Annotated in this window: 15 protein-coding genes; 9 read left to right on the forward strand and 6 right to left on the reverse strand. The window is 71.4% G+C overall.

The window, feature by feature from the left end:
- Positions 1-46: 46 nt before the first annotated feature.
- Positions 47-3,811: a multifunctional oxoglutarate decarboxylase/oxoglutarate dehydrogenase thiamine pyrophosphate-binding subunit/dihydrolipoyllysine-residue succinyltransferase subunit gene (locus ACFVS8_RS06140; RefSeq protein ID WP_387058967.1), complete on the reverse strand. Its 3,765-nt coding sequence runs from the start codon at positions 3,809-3,811 to the stop codon at positions 47-49.
- 144 nt (positions 3,812-3,955) lie between these two features.
- Here ACFVS8_RS06140 and ACFVS8_RS06145 point away from each other — a divergent pair, with 144 nt between their 5' ends.
- From ACFVS8_RS06145 to ACFVS8_RS06160, 4 genes are all read left to right on the forward strand, one after another.
- The gene (locus ACFVS8_RS06145; protein ID WP_387058970.1) at positions 3,956-5,395 is read left to right on the forward strand and encodes a GuaB1 family IMP dehydrogenase-related protein; all 1,440 of its coding nucleotides are present in this window, start codon (positions 3,956-3,958) and stop codon (positions 5,393-5,395) included.
- Between the two features lie 126 nt (positions 5,396-5,521).
- Positions 5,522-6,850: a hemolysin family protein gene (locus ACFVS8_RS06150; RefSeq protein WP_387058973.1), complete on the forward strand. Its 1,329-nt coding sequence runs from the start codon at positions 5,522-5,524 to the stop codon at positions 6,848-6,850.
- A complete protein-coding gene (locus ACFVS8_RS06155) occupies positions 6,847-7,884 on the forward strand; it encodes a hemolysin family protein (RefSeq protein WP_387058976.1) in 1,038 nt (345 codons plus the stop codon). Before ACFVS8_RS06150 ends, ACFVS8_RS06155 begins: the two co-directional genes overlap by 4 nt.
- Positions 7,885-8,135: 251 nt before the next feature.
- On the forward strand, positions 8,136-8,570 hold the full coding sequence (locus ACFVS8_RS06160; protein ID WP_387058978.1) for a VOC family protein: 435 nt from the start codon (positions 8,136-8,138) through the stop codon (positions 8,568-8,570).
- Between the two features lie 39 nt (positions 8,571-8,609).
- On the opposite strand, the gene ACFVS8_RS06165 is transcribed toward ACFVS8_RS06160, so the two are convergent.
- Both ACFVS8_RS06165 and ACFVS8_RS06170 read right to left on the reverse strand, forming a co-directional pair.
- Complete coding sequence (locus ACFVS8_RS06165) at positions 8,610-9,740, reverse strand: NADH:flavin oxidoreductase/NADH oxidase (RefSeq protein ID WP_387058981.1); 1,131 nt, start codon at positions 9,738-9,740, stop codon at positions 8,610-8,612.
- On the reverse strand, positions 9,737-10,378 hold the full coding sequence (locus ACFVS8_RS06170) for an HAD family hydrolase (protein ID WP_387058984.1): 642 nt from the start codon (positions 10,376-10,378) through the stop codon (positions 9,737-9,739). Before ACFVS8_RS06170 ends, ACFVS8_RS06165 begins: the two co-directional genes overlap by 4 nt.
- A 24-nt stretch (positions 10,379-10,402) precedes the next feature.
- Between ACFVS8_RS06170 and ACFVS8_RS06175 the strand changes: the two genes are divergently transcribed.
- Complete coding sequence (locus ACFVS8_RS06175) at positions 10,403-11,260, forward strand: NAD(P)H-hydrate dehydratase (protein ID WP_387058988.1); 858 nt, start codon at positions 10,403-10,405, stop codon at positions 11,258-11,260.
- Between the two features lie 21 nt (positions 11,261-11,281).
- On the opposite strand, the gene ACFVS8_RS06180 is transcribed toward ACFVS8_RS06175, so the two are convergent.
- The 3 genes from ACFVS8_RS06180 to ACFVS8_RS06190 all read right to left on the reverse strand — a co-directional run bounded on the left by ACFVS8_RS06180 (position 11,282) and on the right by ACFVS8_RS06190 (position 13,894).
- The gene (locus ACFVS8_RS06180) at positions 11,282-12,064 is read right to left on the reverse strand and encodes an amino acid ABC transporter ATP-binding protein (protein ID WP_387058990.1); all 783 of its coding nucleotides are present in this window, start codon (positions 12,062-12,064) and stop codon (positions 11,282-11,284) included.
- A complete protein-coding gene (locus tag ACFVS8_RS06185) occupies positions 12,061-12,978 on the reverse strand; it encodes an amino acid ABC transporter permease (RefSeq protein ID WP_387058993.1) in 918 nt (305 codons plus the stop codon). The genes ACFVS8_RS06180 and ACFVS8_RS06185 overlap by 4 nt, the downstream gene beginning before the upstream one ends.
- 73 nt (positions 12,979-13,051) lie before the next feature.
- Positions 13,052-13,894 (reverse strand): ABC transporter substrate-binding protein, encoded by an 843-nt coding sequence (locus tag ACFVS8_RS06190; protein ID WP_387058996.1) that lies wholly within the window; start codon positions 13,892-13,894, stop codon positions 13,052-13,054.
- A 96-nt stretch (positions 13,895-13,990) separates the two neighbouring features.
- On the opposite strand from ACFVS8_RS06190, the gene ACFVS8_RS06195 reads away from it, so the two are divergent.
- From ACFVS8_RS06195 to ACFVS8_RS06210, 4 genes are all read left to right on the forward strand, one after another.
- Positions 13,991-15,250 (forward strand): glycosyltransferase 87 family protein, encoded by a 1,260-nt coding sequence (locus ACFVS8_RS06195; protein WP_387058999.1) that lies wholly within the window; start codon positions 13,991-13,993, stop codon positions 15,248-15,250.
- A gap of 22 nt (positions 15,251-15,272) precedes the next feature.
- A complete protein-coding gene (locus tag ACFVS8_RS06200) occupies positions 15,273-15,587 on the forward strand; it encodes an MTH1187 family thiamine-binding protein (RefSeq protein ID WP_387059002.1) in 315 nt (104 codons plus the stop codon).
- Between the two features lie 88 nt (positions 15,588-15,675).
- Positions 15,676-16,542: a type II CAAX prenyl endopeptidase Rce1 family protein gene (locus tag ACFVS8_RS06205; RefSeq protein ID WP_387059005.1), complete on the forward strand. Its 867-nt coding sequence runs from the start codon at positions 15,676-15,678 to the stop codon at positions 16,540-16,542.
- 108 nt (positions 16,543-16,650) lie between these two features.
- On the forward strand, positions 16,651-17,925 hold the full coding sequence (locus ACFVS8_RS06210) for an MFS transporter (protein ID WP_387059008.1): 1,275 nt from the start codon (positions 16,651-16,653) through the stop codon (positions 17,923-17,925).
- The last annotated feature ends 32 nt before the right edge of the window (positions 17,926-17,957 follow it).

The raw sequence follows: 17,957 nt of genomic DNA on the forward strand, positions 1-17,957 counted from the left end.
AGGGCGGATGCCGTGCGGCATCCGCCCTCTTCGGGTCTTCAGGCGATCAGAGCGTGAGCGCGCGGCTCACGAGATCGGCCTGCTCGACGGCGTGGCGCTTGGCCGAGCCGGTCGCGGGCGAGGCCGACGCCGCGCGCGAGACGACGCGCACGGGCTTGTCGCCGAGCTTGTTCGTCTCGACGATGAAGTACGGCCACACGCCCTGGTTCTCGGGCTCGTCCTGCGCCCACACGAACTCGGCGTTCGGGTAGCTGTAGGCGACCCGCTTCAGCTCGTCTGCCGGCAGTGGGTACAGCTGCTCGAGGCGCACGAGGGCGACCTCGGGGTTCGGGTTCTTGTCGAGCTCCGAGAGCAGGTCGTAGTAGAGCTTGCCCGAGACGAAGACGATCCGCTTGACGGCGTCCTTGTCGGTGATGCGGGCGTCGTCGATGACCGGCTCGAAGCGGCCGCTCGTGAAGTCGTCGACCTCGCTCGTCGCTCCGCGCAGGCGCAGCATCGCCTTGGGCGTGAACACCACCAGCGGACGACGCGGGCGGGCGTAGGCCTGACGGCGCAGCAGGTGGAAGTACGACGCGGGCGTCGACGGACGGGCCACGGTCATGTTGTCTTCCGCGCAGAGCTGGAGGTACCGCTCGATGCGGGCGCTCGAGTGGTCGGGGCCCTGGCCCTCGTAGCCGTGGGGGAGCAGCAGCACGACGCTCGAGCGCTGGCCCCACTTCTGCTCGGCCGACGAGATGAACTCGTCGATGATGGTCTGCGCGCCGTTGGCGAAGTCGCCGAACTGCGCCTCCCAGAGCACGAGCGAGTCGGCGCGCTCGACCGAGTAGCCGTACTCGAAGCCCATGGCCGCGTACTCGCTGAGGAGCGAGTCGTAGATCCAGAAGCGCGCCTGGTTCTCGGAGAGGTTCTGCAGCGGCAGCCACTCCTGGCCGTTCACCCGGTCGTGGAGCACCGCGTGACGCTGCACGAAGGTGCCGCGACGGGCGTCCTGGCCGGCGAACCGCACCGGCGTGCCCTCGATGAGCAGCGAGCCGAGCGCGAGCAGCTCGCCGAAGCCCCAGTCGATCTTGCCGTTGCGGCTCATGTCGACGCGCTTGGTGAGCAGCTGCTGGATCTTCGGATGCGTGGTGAACCCGGCGGGCTTGTTGCCGAACGCGTCGCCGATGGCCTGCACGACCTCGGTCGACACGCCCGTCGTCTCGAGCTCGCCCGTCGCGGGCGCCTCGTGGTCGAGCGACTCGGTCGCGCCGATGACCGGGATCGACCCGGTCTGCGCGGCGTGGGTCTCGGCGAACGCCCGCTCGAGCCGGTCCTGGAAGTCGCGGTGCGCCTCTTCGTACTCGGCCTCGGTGATGTCGCCGCGTCCGACGAGCGCCTCGGTGTAGAGCTTGCGGACCGAGCGCTTGGCCTCGATGAGGTTGTACATCAGCGGCTGGGTCATCGAGGGGTCGTCGCCCTCGTTGTGGCCGCGGCGACGGTAGCAGACGAGGTCGATGACGACGTCGCGGTGGAACTCCTGGCGGTAGCGGAACGCGAGCTCCGCGACGCGCACGACGGCCTCGGGGTCGTCGCCGTTCACGTGGAAGATCGGAGCCTGGATGGCCTTGGCGACATCCGTCGAGTAGATCGAGGAGCGCGCGTCGCCCGGCACCGTCGTGAAGCCGACCTGGTTGTTGATGTTGACGTGGATCGTGCCGCCGGTGCGGTAGCCGCGCAGCTGCGACATCTGCATGGTCTCGATCACGACGCCCTGGCCGGCCATGGCCGCGTCGCCGTGGATGAGGATCGGCAGCGTCGAGAACGTGCCGATCGGCTTGCGGTCCTGCTTGGCGCGCACGATGCCCTCGAGCACGCCGTCGACGGCCTCGAGGTGCGACGGGTTCGCGGCGAGCGAGACCGGGATCTGCGCGCCGTCGTCGGCGGTGAAGGTGCCCTCGGTGCCGAGGTGGTACTTGACGTCGCCCGAGCCCTGGCCCGAGGTGGTGCCCTCGAACTCCATGAACACCTGGCCGTAGGTCTTGCCCGCGATGTTCGTGAGCACGTTGAGGCGGCCGCGGTGGGCCATGCCGATGGCGACCTCGTCGAGGTTCTCCTTGGCGGCGCCCTGGAGGATCTCGTCGAGCAGCGCGATGACCGACTCGCCGCCCTCGAGGCTGAAGCGCTTCTGGCCGACGTACTTCGTCTGCAGGAACGTCTCGAACGCCTCGGCCTCGTTGAGCTTGCCGAGGATGCGCATCTGCTCGTCGTGCGTGGGCTTCTCGTACTTGCGCTCGACCTGCTCCTGGATCCACTGGCGCTGCTCGGGGTCCTGGATGTGCATGTACTCGATGCCGATCGTGCGGCAGTACGAGTCGCGCAGGACGCCGAGGATGTCGCGCAGCAGCGCCGTGCGCGTGTTGCCGAATCCGCCGGTCACGAACTCGCGGTCGAGGTCCCAGAAAGTGAGGCCGTGGTTCTCGATGTTCAGGTCGGGGTGCGAGCGCTGCTGGTACTCGAGCGGGTCGGTGTCGGCCATCATGTGGCCGCGCACGCGGAACGAGTTGATGAGCTCCTGCACGCGAGCGGTCTTGTCGACGGCGCTCGCGATGTCGACCGAGATGTCGGGCGCCCAGTGGATGGGCTCGTACGGCAGGCGGAGGGCTGCGAAGAGGTCCTCGTAGAAGCCGCGCTGGCCGATGAGCAGCTCGTGCACCTTCTTCAGGAACTCGCCGGATCCGGCGCCCTGGATCACGCGGTGGTCGTACGTCGACGTGAGCGTGATGGTCTTGCCGATGGCGAGGCTCGAGAGCACCTTCTCGGACGAGCCCTGGAACTCGGCGGGGTACTCGAGGGCGCCAGCGCCGATGATGCAGCCCTGGCCCTTCATGAGGCGCGGCACCGAGTGCACGGTGCCGATGCCGCCGGGGTTCGTGAGCGAGATCGTGGCGCCCGAGAAGTCGTCGGCCGTGAGCTTGTTCGTGCGGGCGCGCTGCACGAGGTCTTCGTAGGCGTTCAGGAACTCGTTGAACGTCATGGTCTCGGCGCGCTTGATGGCGGGCACGAGCAGGGCGCGGGAGCCGTCGGGCTTGGGCACGTCGATGGCGATGCCGAGGCCGATGTGGGCGGGCTTGACGAGGCTGGGCTTGCCGTCGACCTCGCTGTAGTAGACGTTCTGGCTCGGGAACTCCTTGAGCGCCTGGATGAGCGCCCACCCGATGAGGTGCGTGAAGCTGACCTTGCCGCCGCGCGTGCGGCGCAGGTGGTTGTTGATGACGATGCGGTTGTCGATCATGAGCTTCGCCGGCACCGTGCGCACGCTCGTCGCGGTCGGCACGGTGAGCGAGGCGTCCATGTTGGCCGCGAGCGCCTTCGGCATGCCCTTGAGCGGCACGACCTCGTCGTGCTTCTCGCCGTCGTCGATGACCTGCTGCGGGCTCGTCACGGGCACGTCGGCGGGCACCGGGGTCGAACGGGGCGCGACCGAGGTGGTGCGCGCGGCGGGCGCCTGGCCGATGACGGCGTTCGGCGTCGTCGCGGGGGCGGATGCCGCGGGCTCGGCGGGAGCGGCTGCGGCGGGGGCCTCGGCGGCGGCCGGGGCTGCGGGGGCTGCTGCGGGCGCGGGCGAGGGCGCCGCATCCGTCGTCGGCGCTGCGGGCGCAGCCGCGCCCGACCTGGCCTCGCGGTAGGACTCGAGCACCGGCCACCACGACCTGTCGACGGAATCAGGGTCGACGACGAACTTCTCGTACATCTCGTCGACGAGCCATTCGTTGGCTCCGTATTCGCCTGCCGCGGTCTCTTCAGACCCCGACCCGGTCAATTGGCTCGACACAGCCGATCGCCCACTCTCTCCGTTGATTCTGGATTCACTCGCGCGATCGCTACACTTTGCCCTTCGCAGAGCGCCGATCGCCTCGACAAGCCTAAACCCCTTCCACGGGCTCGGCTTCCAGCCTGCCGCGGTAGCGTGAGGCCCATGGAGTTCTACCGCACCGAACCCAGCCACGACCTCACCTATTCGGACGTCTTCCTCGTGCCCAGCAGGTCGGGGGTGACCAGTCGCCTCGACGTCTCCCTCGCACCCGACGACGGGTCGGGCGCCTCGGTGCCGATCGTGTCGGCGAACATGAACTCCATCACCGGGCCGAGGCTCGCGTCGTCGCTGGCCAGGCGCGGCGGCATCGGCGTGCTGCCGCAGGACCTGCACCTGCAGGACCTCGCGGAGTCGATCCGCTGGGTCAAGGCGCAGTCGCCGCGCTTCGACACCCCCTACTCGTTCGCGCCCGACGCGACCGCGGCCGACGCGCTCGCGGTGCTGCCGCCGGTCGCGGGCCAGGGCATCGTGCTGCAGGACGCCGACGGCGGGTACGTCGGCTGCATCGTGGCCGAACGCCTCGCGACCGCGCTGCTCGACGCCCGGCTCGGCGACCTCGTGCACGGCGGCCTCGCCTCGCTCGACGCCGACGATGTGGACAGTCCCCGCCGCGCCTTCGACCTCATGGTCGAGGCCGGCCTCGAGTTCGCGCCGGTGCTCGAGCACGGGCGCGTCGTCGGCACGCTCAGCCGGCGCAGCGCGCTGCGCGGCACGATCTACGAGCCGAACGTCGACGCCGAGGGTCGCCTCCGGGTGGCCGCAGCCGTCGGCATCAACGGCGACGTCGCCGCGAAGGCGTCGGCGCTCGTCGACGCCGGCGTCGACATGCTCGTGCTCGACACGGCGCACGGCCATCAGGAGGGCATGGTGCGCGCCGTGTCGATCGTGCGCGACCTCGACCTCGGCGTGCCGATCGTCGCGGGCAACATCGTCACGGCCGACGCGGTCGCCGATCTCGTCGACGCCGGTGCCGACGTGCTCAAGGTCGGCGTCGGGCCCGGCGCGATGTGCACGACCCGCATGATGACCGCCGTCGGGCGCCCGCAGTTCTCGGCCGTGCTCGAGACCGCCGAGGCGGCGCGCGAGCTCGGCGCGAGGGTGTGGGCCGACGGCGGCGTGCGGTACCCGCGCGACGTGGCGCTCGCCCTCGCGGCGGGCGCGTCGTCGGTCATGATCGGCTCGTGGTTCGCCGGCACGATCGAGGCGCCCGGGTCGCTGGCCCGCGACGCGAACGGTCGGCTCTACAAGGAGAGCTGGGGCATGGCGTCGACGAAGGCCGTGCGGGAGCGCTTCGACCGGCTCTCGCCGTACGAGCTGGCCCGGAAGGAGCTCTTCGCGGAGGGCATCTCGTCGTCGTCGATCTACCTCGACCCGCTGCGGCCCTCGCTCGAGGACCTGCTCGACATGATCACCTCCGGCGTGCGCAGCTCGTTCACCTACGCGGGCGCGCGCGACCTCGCGCAGTTCCGCGAGCGGGCCCGCGTCGGCATCCAGTCCGCCGCCGGCTACGAGGAGGGCAAGGCACTGCCGGTCAGTTGGTAGCGGATGCCGCGAGATTGCCGGGAATCCGGCGGCGGGGCGCCGATATACTCGATCCCACAATGGACGATCCTCCCTCTGCCAATCCCAGTCATAGACCCTCGCCCGTGATCGACCGGGGCGGTGCCCATGTCTGAGTGGATCCTGCTCGGAATCGGACTCCTCCTCACGGTCGGCACGGGCTTGTACGTTGCGAGCGAGTTCGCGCTCGTCAACCTCGATCGCGCCGATCTCGAGGCGCGCCGTTCGCGAGGTGAGACGAGGCTCTCGCTCACCATCTCGGCGTTGAAGATCACCTCGACGCACCTCTCGAGCGCGCAGCTCGGCATCACGCTGACCACGCTGCTCACCGGCTACACGATGGAACCCGCGATCAGCTCGCTGCTCGCGGGGCCGCTCGGCGCGATCGGCGTGCCCGAGGCGGTCATCCGTCCGGTCGGTGCGATCACGGCGGTCGTGATCGCGACGCTGCTCTCCATGGTGATCGGCGAGCTCGTGCCGAAGAACTTCGCGCTCGCGCTGCCGCTCGCCACGGCCAAGGTGGTCATGCCGTTCCAGACGGCGTTCACCTGGGTCTTCCGCCCGGCGATCGCGGTGCTCAACGGCAGCGCGAACGGCCTGATCCGGGCGTTCGGCATCGAGCCGAAGGAGGAGCTCTCCGGAGCACGCTCGGCCGAGGAGCTCTCCTCGCTCGTGCGCCGTTCCGCGAGCGCGGGCCTGCTCGAGCAGGACACGGCGACCCTCCTCGGCCGCACCCTCCGCTTCGCCGACCACGACGCATCCGATGTCATGACGCCGCGGCCGGCGGTCTCGGCGGTGCAGCGCCAGGACTCGGCCGAGACGGTGCTCGAGCTCGCGCGCCAGACGGGCTTCTCGCGCTTCCCGGTCTACGACGAGAACCTCGACGACGTCGTGGGGCTCGTGCACGTCAAGCAGGCGGTCGCGGTGCCCCGCGAGCGACGGGCGGATGTCCCGGCATCCGCCCTCCAGTCCGAGGCGCTGCGCGTGCCCGAGACGATGACCCTCGACGTGCTGCTCGGCGAGCTCCGCGCCCGCGGCTACCAGATGGCCGTGGTCGTCGACGAGTACGGCGGCACCGCAGGCGTCGCGACCCTCGAAGACCTGGTCGAGGAGCTCGTGGGCGAGGTCGCCGACGAGCACGACCGCACGCGCGCCGGCATCGTGCGCCGCGCCGACTCGGTCGCCTTCCCCGGCATCCTGCGCCCCGACGAGCTCGTCGACCGCACGGGCATCCGCGTGCCAGAGAACGGCGACTACGAGACCGTCGCCGGATACGTGATCTCCGAGCTCGGCCGCCTGCCGGCCATCGGCGACGAGGTGCGCATCGAGACCGGCACGCTCGTCGTGCAGCGCCTCGAAGGGCGCCGCATCGACCGACTGAAGTACGTGCCCGACCCCGAGCCCGAGGGCGACGCGGAGGAAGGTGGTGAGCGATGAGCGACTGGATGGGCATCGTCTGGCTGGTCGTGCTGCTGCTCGCCAACGCCTTCTTCGTGGGCGCCGAGTTCGCGGTGATCTCGGCCCGCCGCTCGCAGATCGAACCGCTCGCGGAGCAGGGCAGGCGGAGCGCGAAGACCGCGCTCTGGGCCATGGAGCACGCCACGCTCATGCTGGCCATGAGCCAGCTCGGCATCACGATCTGCTCCCTGCTGATCCTGAACGTGTCGGAGCCGGCGATCCACCACCTGCTCGAGGTGCCGCTGCACCTCACGGGCTGGTCGGAGGCCGTGATCTCGACGGTCGCCTTCATCGTGACGCTCGTGCTCGTGTCGTACCTGCACGTGGTGTTCGGCGAGATGGTGCCGAAGAACCTCTCGTTCTCGCTGCCGGAGCGCGCCGTGCTGCTGCTCGCGCCGCCGCTGGTGTTCATCGCCCGGGTCTTCCGGCCGGTGATCGTGGCCCTGAACGCGACCGCGAACGGCGTGCTGCGACTGTTCGGCGTCGAGCCGAAGAGCGAGGCCAACTCGACCTTCACGCTCGACGAGGTGCAGACCATCGTCGACCGGTCGCGCGCCGAGGGCGTGCTCGCCGACGCGAGCGGCACGCTCACGGCGGCGTTCGAGTTCACGGCCAAGCGGGTCGCGGACGTCGCGCTCCCGCTGTCGACGCTCGTGAGCCTGCCGCAGACGGCGACGCCGGCCGACGTCGAGCGGGCCGTCGCCCGTCGCGGCTACTCGCGCTACGTCATCGTCGATGCCGACGGCGACCCCGAGGGCTACGTGCACCTGAAGGACGTCATCGACCTGCGCGACGACGAGTTCGACGACCCGATCCCGGCGAAGCGCGTGCGTCGCCTCGTGTCGATCTTCGACGGCACCGACCTCGAAGACGCCCTCGCGACGATGCGCCGCCTCGGCACGCACGTCGCGCGGGCGTTCGACGAGCAGGGTGCGACGACCGGCGTGATCTTCCTCGAGGACATCATCGAGGAGCTCGTCGGCGAAGTGCAGGACGCGACCAGGCGGGGGTGATCGGGTGCCCCGTGCGAGCGGGGCCTTCCGACGCTGAGACGGCCGACCGCGGCATCCGATCGAACGGATGCCGCGGTCGGCCGTTCGCGTGCGCCCGGCCCGCCTCGCGTGCGCGTCGCGTGACCTCGCCGACCGACTCGCAGGCTGATCCTCGGGATGCCTGCAGGGGAGTGCCACGTGTTCCGATCGCGGTTCGGAGCCGGGGCGCCCGGCGTAGACTCGCGCCCGACCCGAGGAGTCGAGGAATCATCATGTTCGAGAAACTCATGGCGACGGCCGTGCTCCCTGCGTCGGACCTCGATCGGGCCAAGACGTGGTGGCACGACGTGCTGGCCTGCGATCCGGTCTACGACGACATGGAGGGCGAGGCGCTCTTCTACGAGATCGGCGGAACCATCGTGATGGTCTACCGCACCGACTACGCCGGCACGGCGCAGAACACCGCGTTCAACCTCATGACCGACGATCTCGATCGCGACATGACCGCGCTGCGTACGCACGGCGTCGTGTTCGAGGACTACGACCTGCCCGGCCTCAAGACCGTCGACGGCGTCGCCGACTTCGGCACCGAGCGGAGCGCGTGGTTCACCGACAGCGAGGGCAACATCTTCGCGCTCGGGCAGTTCTCGGCCGAGCGCATGGAGCAGGCGATGCGGATGCGGCAGTCCTCCGCCGGAACGGCCTGATCCGCCCGGGGGCGCACCGCCAGCAGTCCGGCGGGGCGCTCACCACTCGCCGTCGTTCACCTCGGGCCTGGCCCGCAGGTATTGCACGGGCCACATCTCGCTGCCCGCGCCGAGTTCGTGAGCCGCGCGCAGGGCGAAGTGCGGGTCGCGCATCATCGCCTTGCCGAACATCACGGCGTCGGCGGCGCCCGAGGCGACGAGCTGCTCGGCGTGCGCGGCGTTCGTGATGCGGCCGACGGCGGAGACGGCGACCTCGCCGTGCTCGCCGACGTACTCGGCGTGCCCGGCCTGGTAGCCCGGGCCGACGGGGATCTCGGCGTGGGCGACGAGGCCGCCCGTCGACACGTCGAAGAAGTCGGCCCCGGCCTCTTCGCACCAGCGTGCGACGATGGCGGTCTGCGCCTCGTCCCAGCCGCCCTCGGCCCAGTCGGTCGCCGAGAAGCGCACGAACAGGGGCACGTCGTCGCCGATCTCGGCGCGCACCTCGCGGACGATCTCGAGCAGCAGGCGCGCGCGCCCCGCGAGGTCGCCGCCCCAGGCGTCGTCGCGCAGGTTCGACAGCGGCGAGAGGAACTGGTGCACGAGGTAGCCGTGCGCGGCGTGCACCTCGACCAGGTCGAAGCCGGCGTCGAGCGCACGCCGTGCGGCGGCGCGGAAGTCGTCGATGACCCCGCGGATGCCGGCCTCGTCGAGCGCGACGGGTTCGCGCAGGCCGTGGAAGGCCTGCGCGGACGCCGACACGGTCTGCCATCCGCCCTCGTCGAGCGGCTGCGAGCCGCGCTTGCGCACCGTCTCGGGCCACACGGAGGCCTTGCGCCCGGCGTGCGCGAGCTGGATGCCGGCCGCGGCCCCCTGCGACTTGATGAAGCGGGTCACGCGCGACCAGGCCTCGGCCTGCTCGTCGTTCCAGAGGCCCGTGTCGTAGTCGGAGATGCGGCCCTCGGGGCTGACCGCCGTCGCCTCGGCGATCACGAGGCCGGCCCCGCCCACGGCCATCGATCCGAGGTGCACGAGGTGCCAGTCGTGCGGCACGCCGTCGCGCTCGGTCACCGAGTACTGGCAGAGCGGCGGCACCCACACGCGGTTGCGGATCGTGAGGCCCCTGATCGTCAGCGGCGTGAAGAGGGCGGATGCCTCGGGCGCGACGTCGGGGCGGGGTGCGGTGCTCATGCGGCGAGCTCCCTCAGCCAGGCCTCGAGCGTCGCGGCATCGGTGAAGACGTGCGCGTCGCCGCCGACCGCGAGCGACCCGGCCACGTTCTCGGCCTTGTTGTCGACGAAGACGAACTGCGCGGGCTCGATGCCGAGTTCGGAGATGACGTGCTCGTAGATCGCGGCGCCCGGCTTCACGAGCCCGAGCTCGCCGCTCACGAACACGCGCTCGAACAGCGGGGCGAAGGACCCCGAGCGGAGCCAGCCGGAGTAGTCGGCGCCCGCGTTCGACAGCAGGGCGAGCCGGGTGCCGCCGTCGCGCAGCGCGTGCAGCACGCCCAGCGTGCCGGGGTCGACGCTCAGCCAGCCGCGGTGGTCGATGGCCCAGAGCTCGTGCACGTCGACCGGGGTCCAGTCGGCGCCGAGGTCGTGGGCGACGGCCGCCCAGTACTCGGCGATCGAGGCGGTGCCCTGGTCGAGCGCTTCGCGATGGCGCCAGTACGCCCGCCAGAACTCCGGCTCGCCGCCGGTCGCGCCGGCGCGGCGCACCAGCGCGGCGCGGTCGTCGTCGCTCGGCGCCCGCGAGATGACCTCGCCGTAGTCGAAGACCACGACACGAGGGGAGAGGCTGATGGGTTCGAGGGCTGTCGCTGACATCGCCATCCAACCTATCGTTGGAGCATGGCCACCGAGTGGAGAACCTGGTCCGCTGCAGACGCCGCCGCGTGGATCACGCCGCCGGGCGCCCACGACGACAAGTACTCGCGGGGCGTGCTCGGGCTGGTCTCCGGCTCGATCCAGTTCCCCGGCGCCGCGGTGCTCGGCGTGGAGGCCGCGCATCGCACGGGTGTCGGACTCGTGCGATTCATCGGACCGCGGACCGTGCGAGCCGCGGTGCTGCTGCGCAGGCCCGAGACGGTCGTCGGCCGCGGGCGCGTGCAGGCCTGGGTGCTCGGCTCGGGCATCGACCCGACGAGGCGCTCGTTCGTGCTGCTCGGCGACCTGCAGCATGCGCTCGCCGACGGCGTGCCGGTGGTGCTCGACGCGGGGGCGCTCGACCTGGTGGGCACGCACACGGCCCCGACCGTGATCACGCCGCATCTCCGGGAGCTCGCGAGGCTGCTGGCCGCGCGCGAGGTGCCCTCGAGCCTCGAGCAGATCCGCGCCGACCCCGCCGCCTGGGCCGAGCGGGCCGCGCGCGAACTCGGCGTCGTCGTGCTGCTGAAGGGCGCCACCACGCACGTCTGCGATCCCGCAGGCAACCGGTACCGGGTCGAGGCGCCGACGCACTGGCTCGCGTCGGGCGGCACCGGCGACGTGCTCGGCGGCATCCTCGGCTCGCTCGCGGCGACCCATCACGCCGAGCTCGCCGAGAGCGCCGAGCCGCTCACCGCGCTCGCCGCGACGGCCGCGTGGATCCAGGGCGAGGCGGCGCTGCGCGCCAGCACCGCGAACGGCGGCGGTCCCGTCGTCGCGCTCGACATCGCGCAGGCCGTGCCCGGAGTCGTCGGCGACCTGCTCGCGCACCGCGCCGGCTGACGCCCGGAGCCCCCGGGCCGCCTACGCGCCCAGGAACCTCGTGAGGAACTCGCGCGTGCGCGCCTCGCGGGGCGATGCGAAGAACTTCTGCGCGGGCGCGTCCTCGATGATGCGACCCGCGTCGAGGAACACGACCCGGTCGGCGACCTCGCGCGCGAACGCCATCTCATGCGTCGCCATGACGATCGTCGTGCCGCGCTCGGCGAGCGAGCGCACCAGCGCGAGCACCTCGCCGACGAGCTCGGGGTCGAGTGCGCTCGTGACCTCGTCGAGCAGCAGCAGCTCGGGCCCAGTCGCGATGGCGCGCACGATCGCGACGCGCTGCTGCTGCCCGCCGGAGAGCCGGTCGGGGAACGCCTTCGCGAATTCGGCCAGGCCCACCGAGCCGAGCAGCTCGAGCGCCTTCGCCTCGGCGGCCGCCCGCGGCATCCGGTGCACGAGCCGCGCGGCGAGCGTGACGTTGTCGAGCACGCTGAGGTGCGGGAAGAGGTTGTAGTGCTGGAAGACCACGCCGATGCGCGCGCGCACCCGGTCGGCGTCGACGCGCGGGTCGCTCACGTCTTCGCCGTCGAGCAGGATCACGCCGTCGTCGATGGTCTCGAGCAGGTTGATCGTGCGCAGCAGCGTCGACTTGCCCGAGCCAGAGGCGCCGACCAGCGCGACCACCTCGTGCGCGTCGACGTCGAGGTCGACCCCGTCGAGCACGAGCTTCTCGCCGTACGAGCGGCGGATGCCGCGCAGGCGCAGCAGGCCGGGCGCGGCCTGCTGCGGGGCCGGTGCGCCGGTCGGCGTCGATGCGCTCATACGATGCTCCCGCCCTGCTCCCGCACGCGCATGCGCGCCGTGAGCCAATCGGTCAGCCGGATCATGGGCCAGGCGAGCAGCACGAACAGCAGCCCGGCCACGACGTACGGCGTGAAGTTGAAGTAGTGCGCGACCTCGATCTGGGCGGCGCGCACCGCGTCGATCGCGCCGAGCACCGAGATGAGGCCGACGTCCTTCTGCATGGCGACGAAGTCGTTCATGAGCGCGGGGGTGACCTTGCGCAGCGCCTGCGGCAGCACCACGCGACGCATGGTCTGGCCGTGGCTGAGGCCGAGCGAACGCGCGGCGAGGCGCTGCGACGGGTGCACCGCCTCGATGCCGGCGCGGAACACCTCGGACACGTACGCCGAGTACGTGAGGATCAGCGCGATGGTGCCCCACACCGCAACGGGCACGCGCGGGAAGAAGTCGAGGCCCGGAATGCCGTAGCCCACGAGGTAGAGCACGATGATGAGCGGCATGCCGCGGAACAGGTCGGTGTAGCCCGCCGCGAGGGCGCGGAGCGGGAAGAACACCGGACCGCGGAGCGTGCGCAGCGTCGCGAGCAGCAGCGCGAAGATCACCACGCCGATCGCCGCGACGACGAGCACCTGGATGTTCAGCCAGAGCCCCTCGAGGATGCGGGGCAGCGACGCGATCGCGACCTCGGGGTCGAAGAAGGACTCCCGCACCTTCGTCCAGCCGGGGGAGCCCGCGACGGCCCAGAGCAGCAGGCCGGCGAACACGATCGTGGAGACCGCGCTGACCAGGACCGAGCGTCGCGTCTGCGTGCGCCGGAACGCGCGGCGCGAGAGCTCGAGCTCGCTCGGCCGCCACGCGGACGCGCCGGACGCGCCCGCTGCGCCCGGGTCGGCCGGGCGGCGCGAGCCGCCCGCCTTCGTTGATTCAGCCACCATGCAAAGGTAGCGGCGCACTCGATCGCCCGGGTGCGCCGCCGGTCGTCTCAGTCGATCGGGGCCGGAGCGCTCAGTCGAGCAGCGGCGCCGCGTCGCCGCCGAGCCACGTGGTCGCGAGCTCGTCGAGGGTGCCGTCTGCTCGCAGCGCGTCGACGGCGGCCGTGACATCCGCGGTCAGCGGCGAGTCCTTCGCCAGCACGAGGCCGAACTCGTCGCCGCCGGAGGTCGCGGGCAGCTGGCCCACGATCTTGCCGCCGTCGAGCTCGGCGCCCGTCAGGTAGAACGCGGTCGGCAGGTCGACGACGATCGCGTCGACCGTGCCGTTCTGCAGCGCGAGCTTGGCGTCGTCGTTCGTGTTGAACACCTGCGCACCGGCCGAGGGCGCGATCTCGCTCTCGATCGCGTCGAAGCTCGTCGTGCCCACCTGCGCGCCGATCAGGAGGTCTTTCAGGTCGGCGATCGAGGTGGCGGATGCCGCGGGCGAGCCCTCGATCGTGACGACGACCTGCGTGGTCTCGTAGTACGGCGACGAGAAGTCGACGTTCTCGGCGCGCTCGGGCGTGATCGAGAACTGCTGGAGGTTGATGTCGAAGTCCTTCGGGCCCGGCGCGATGGCCTGGTCGAAGGTCGTGCGCACCCAGACGACGTCGTCGGCCGAGAAGCCGAGCTGCTCGGCGACCGCGTAGGCCACGGCGGGCTCGAAGCCCTCGCCCGATTCGGGTGCGTCGTCGATGACCCACGGGAAGTACGCGGGCTCGCCGGTGCCGACGGTGAACTTGCCCTCGGTGACGTACCCCGAAGCGGACGCGTCGTCGGACGATCCGGTGTCGCCCGAGCCGCCGGAGGAGCAGGCCGCGAGGGCGAGGGCTGCGGATGCCGCGACGAGGATCGCGGCGAGTGGGCGTCGGGTCATGGCTGCCTCCGGTGGGGTCGTGCTCCAAGCTTCGTCGATCGACGGCCCGCCCGCTCGGAGCGTGGCGGAATGTGACACTCGGATAGGCTCGCCGTCATGACGGACGGGAGCGAGCGCGGCGCGCCCGCGGCATCCGTCCGTCGTCTGCTGGGCACGCGAGCCGCGCTCTGGGGCGCGTTCGTGCTCGTGCACGCCCTGCTCGTCTGGCTGAACCTCGCGGCGCCCGGCCTGCCGCTCGGCGACGTGACCGGCGTCTACCGGGTGTGGGCCGAGAACGCGGCGAACGGCTGGGTGCGCATGGGCATCGACACGCCCTGGGTGTACCCGATCCTCGCGTTCGTGCCGATGGCGGCCTCGCTCGCGCTCGGTTCGGCGTGGTACGCGCAGACCTGGCTCGTGATCGTGGCCGTGCTCGACGCCGTCGCGTTCTCGGTGCTGCTCGGCTCGGCGCGCCTCTCGCGCACGCGACGCGTGGCGGCCTGGTGGTGGCTCGGGTTCCTCGTGCTGCTCGGCCCGATCGCGCTCGGCCGCATCGACGCGGTCACGGTGCCCATCGCCGTGCTGGGCCTGCTCATGGCCGCCGGCCGTCCGCGGGTCGCCGCCGTGCTGCTCACGATCGGCGCGTGGGTGAAGGTGTGGCCGGCTGCGCTCGTCGCGGCGCTCGTGATCGCCGGTCGGCGGCGCCTCGAGGTCGTCGGCATCGCCGTCGCCCTGAGCGTCGGCATCCTCGGCGTCAGCGTGCTCGCGGGCGCCGGCCTCAACGCGTTCGGCTTCATCGAGGAGCAGGCCGGTCGCGGCCTGCAGGTCGAGGCGCCGCTCGCGGTCGTGTGGCTCTGGCAGATCGTCGCGGGCTCGCCCGACGTGAACGTCGAGTACTCGCGGGAGATCCTGACGTTCCAGATCGAGGGGCCCGGGGCGGATGCCGCGGCGGGGCTCACGACGCCGATCATGGCCGCGGGCGTGCTCGCCGTCGTGCTGCTCGGGGTGCGCGCCGTGCGCCGGGGCGCGACGATCGGGCGCCTGCTGCCGCCGCTCGCGCTCGCGTTCGTCGTGGTGCTCATGCTCGCGAACAAGGTGGGATCGCCGCAGTTCATCGCCTGGCTGGCGGCCCCCGTCGTGCTCGGACTCGTCTACCGCCCGAGGCGGTTCGCGGTGCCCGCCGTGCTGGCTGCGGCGATCGCCCTCTGCACGCAGGTGATCTACCCGTACTGGTACGGGTGGCTGCTCGCCGCGGACCCGGCGTTCGTGCTGGTGCTGACGCTCAAGGTGGCGCTGCTCGCGACACTGCTCGTGTGGGCCGTCGCGGCGCTGTGGCAGGCTGGGGTCAGGCGGGAACCTGCGCCCATCACCGGGTGAGCGCACCCCGTGAGGAGGACTCATGCTGGTGGCATTCTCGGTCGCACCGAGCGGAACGGGCCGCAGCGACGGCAGCGTGCACGACGCCGTCGCCGCGGCCGTCAGGATCGTGCGGGAGTCCGGCCTGCCGAACCGCACGACCTCGATGTTCACCGAACTCGAGGGCGAGTGGGACGAGGTGTTCGACGTGGTGCGACGGGCGACCGAGGCGGTCGGTGCATACGGCTCGCGCGTCTCGCTCGTGCTGAAGGCCGACATCCGGCCCGGATACTCGGGCGAGCTCGACGCGAAGGTCGAGCGGCTCGAGGCGGCGATCGACGACGAGGCGACCGGCTAGTCCCGGGCGGCCCGGCTCCGCCGCGCCTCTCGACCCGGCGCCGTCGCGCCGTCCATACTGGGCGGAGTCGATCGAGAGGGATGCCCGCATGACCGTGCACGTGGAGAACGGATCCGCTTGGAAGCGCTTCTGGAACCGTGGCGGGTGGTGGCGGGCGGTCCTGATCACCGTCGTCTACGCGGCGGTGTACGAATTGCTGGGGCGGCTGGTCGGCGCGGTGTTCGGCGGCCTGATCGACGAGCAGAACCTTTTCGGCGATCCGTCGAGCATCTTCTTCGGTGTCGCGCTCCCCATCGTCCTCGCGGCCGCGCTGCTGGCCGTGTTCGTCTGGTCGGTCGGCTGGTGGCCGGGCATCCTCGGTCGGCAGCCCATTGCCGGACGCCCGTGGATGTGGCTCGCGGTGGCCCTGGTGGTCATCCCGATCGTGATCCGACTGTTCGCGACGAACTGGTCGGCATACTCGGTCGCCGTGGTGCTCACGACCCTGCTGCTCGGCCTCTGCATCGGATTCGCCGAGGAGCTGATCACGCGCGGCGTCGGGGTGAACCTGCTCCGCAAGGGCGGGTACAGCGAGCGCGTGGTCATGCTGCTCTCGTCGCTGCTGTTCGGCCTGCTGCACTCGGTCAACGTGCTGAGCGGGCAGCCGGTGCTGAACGTCGTGGTCACCGTCGTCTACGCGTTCGGCTTCGGCGCCATGATGTACCTGTCCATGCGCGTCACCGGCAGCCTCGTCTACGCGATGCTGCTGCACGCGGCGACCGACCCGACCACGATCCTCGCCACCGGCGGCATCGACGCGCACGGTGCGACGAGCGGCTCGGACGGGCTGCTTTCGGTGGCGGCGCTGTTCAACTACGCCTACATCCTCTTGGCGCTCCTCGCGATCTTCTTCGTCAAGGGGCGGGTGCGACCGAAGCTCGCGGCGACCTCCGCCGAGGCGCCTGAGCTGCGCTGACGTCTGCGACGCGGTCGCGCCGGCCTCGCGAGGGGCATGGCCGCGTGCCGAGCCGTCATCTCGCGTCTCGTCATCGAATCGATTCGATTCCTGTGCGACAATCGACGGATGAGTAGCCGAACCGACCAGACGTCGACCCTGTCGCCGACCCGCGTGCGCCTCGCGCTGCTCGCCCTCGCCCTCGGCGGGTTCGGCATCGGCTCGACCGAGTTCGTCGCCATGGGCCTGCTGCCCGAGATCGGTCGCGACCTGCTGCCCGCGCTCGCCGCGAGCTCGCCCGACGACGCGAACGCCCAGGCCGGGTGGATCATCTCGGCGTACGCGCTCGGCGTCGTAGTCGGGGCACCCACCATCGCGGCCGTCGCCGCCCGATGGCCGCGCAAGCGCCTGCTGATGACCCTGCTCGTCGTGTTCACGCTCGGCACGATCGCCTCGGCCGTGCTGCCGACCTTCGAGCTCGTGCTCGCCGCGCGGTTCCTCTCGGCGCTGCCGCACGGTGCGTACTTCGGCATCGCCTCGCTCGTCGCCGCGAGCCTCATGGGCCCGGGCAAGCGCGCACGCGGCGTCGCCCTCGTGCTCTCGGGCCTCACGATCGCGAACGTCATCGGCGTGCCGCTGATCACCTGGCTCGGGCAGGTGCAGGGCTGGCGCACCGCCTACCTCGCCGTCGCGGGCATCTTCGCGCTCACGTTCGTCGCCGTCTCGATCGCCGTGCCCTGGCAGCCGGGCGACCCCGGCGCCACGCTCGCGCGCGAGCTCAAGGCCTTCTCGCGCGTGCAGGTCTGGTTCGCCCTCGCGATCGGCGCCATCGGCTTCGGCGGGCTCTTCGCCGTGTACAGCTACGTCGCACCGCTCGCGACCGAGGTCACCGGCCTTCCCGCGGCGATGGTGCCCGTCGTGCTCGTCGCGTTCGGCCTCGGGATGACGATCGGCAACCTCGTCGGCGGGCGCCTCGCCGACTGGAGCGTGCGACGCAGCATGTACCTGTTCTTCGCGGTGCTCGCCGTCGCGCTGTTCGTGCTCGGGCTCACCGCCGCGTACCCCGTCGGCCTCTTCGTCGGCGTGTTCCTCATCGGCGGCTCCTCGGCAGCGCTCTCGCCGACGATCCAGGCACGCCTCATGGATGTCGCGCGCGACAGCCAGTCGATCGCCGCCGCCCTGAACCACTCGGCGCTGAACATCGGCAACAGCCTCGGCGCGCTGCTCGGCGGGATCGCGATCGCGGGCGGACTCGGCTACGTGGCACCCATCTGGATCGGACTCGGCCTCACGTTCGCGGGCGTCGTGCTCGCGCTCGCGTCGTTCGCGATCGACCGTTCGCGCGGTCGCCGCGGCGTCGTCGTGCCGTATGCGACGGGGGCCATGGAGGCCGTCGACGCCTGAACGGCGAGCCGGTCGAACGGGTCGATCGGCCC

The sequence above is a fragment of the Agromyces sp. NPDC058110 genome (assembly GCF_042884735.1).
In the GTDB taxonomy this organism is placed as follows: Bacteria; Actinomycetota; Actinomycetes; order Actinomycetales; family Microbacteriaceae; genus Agromyces.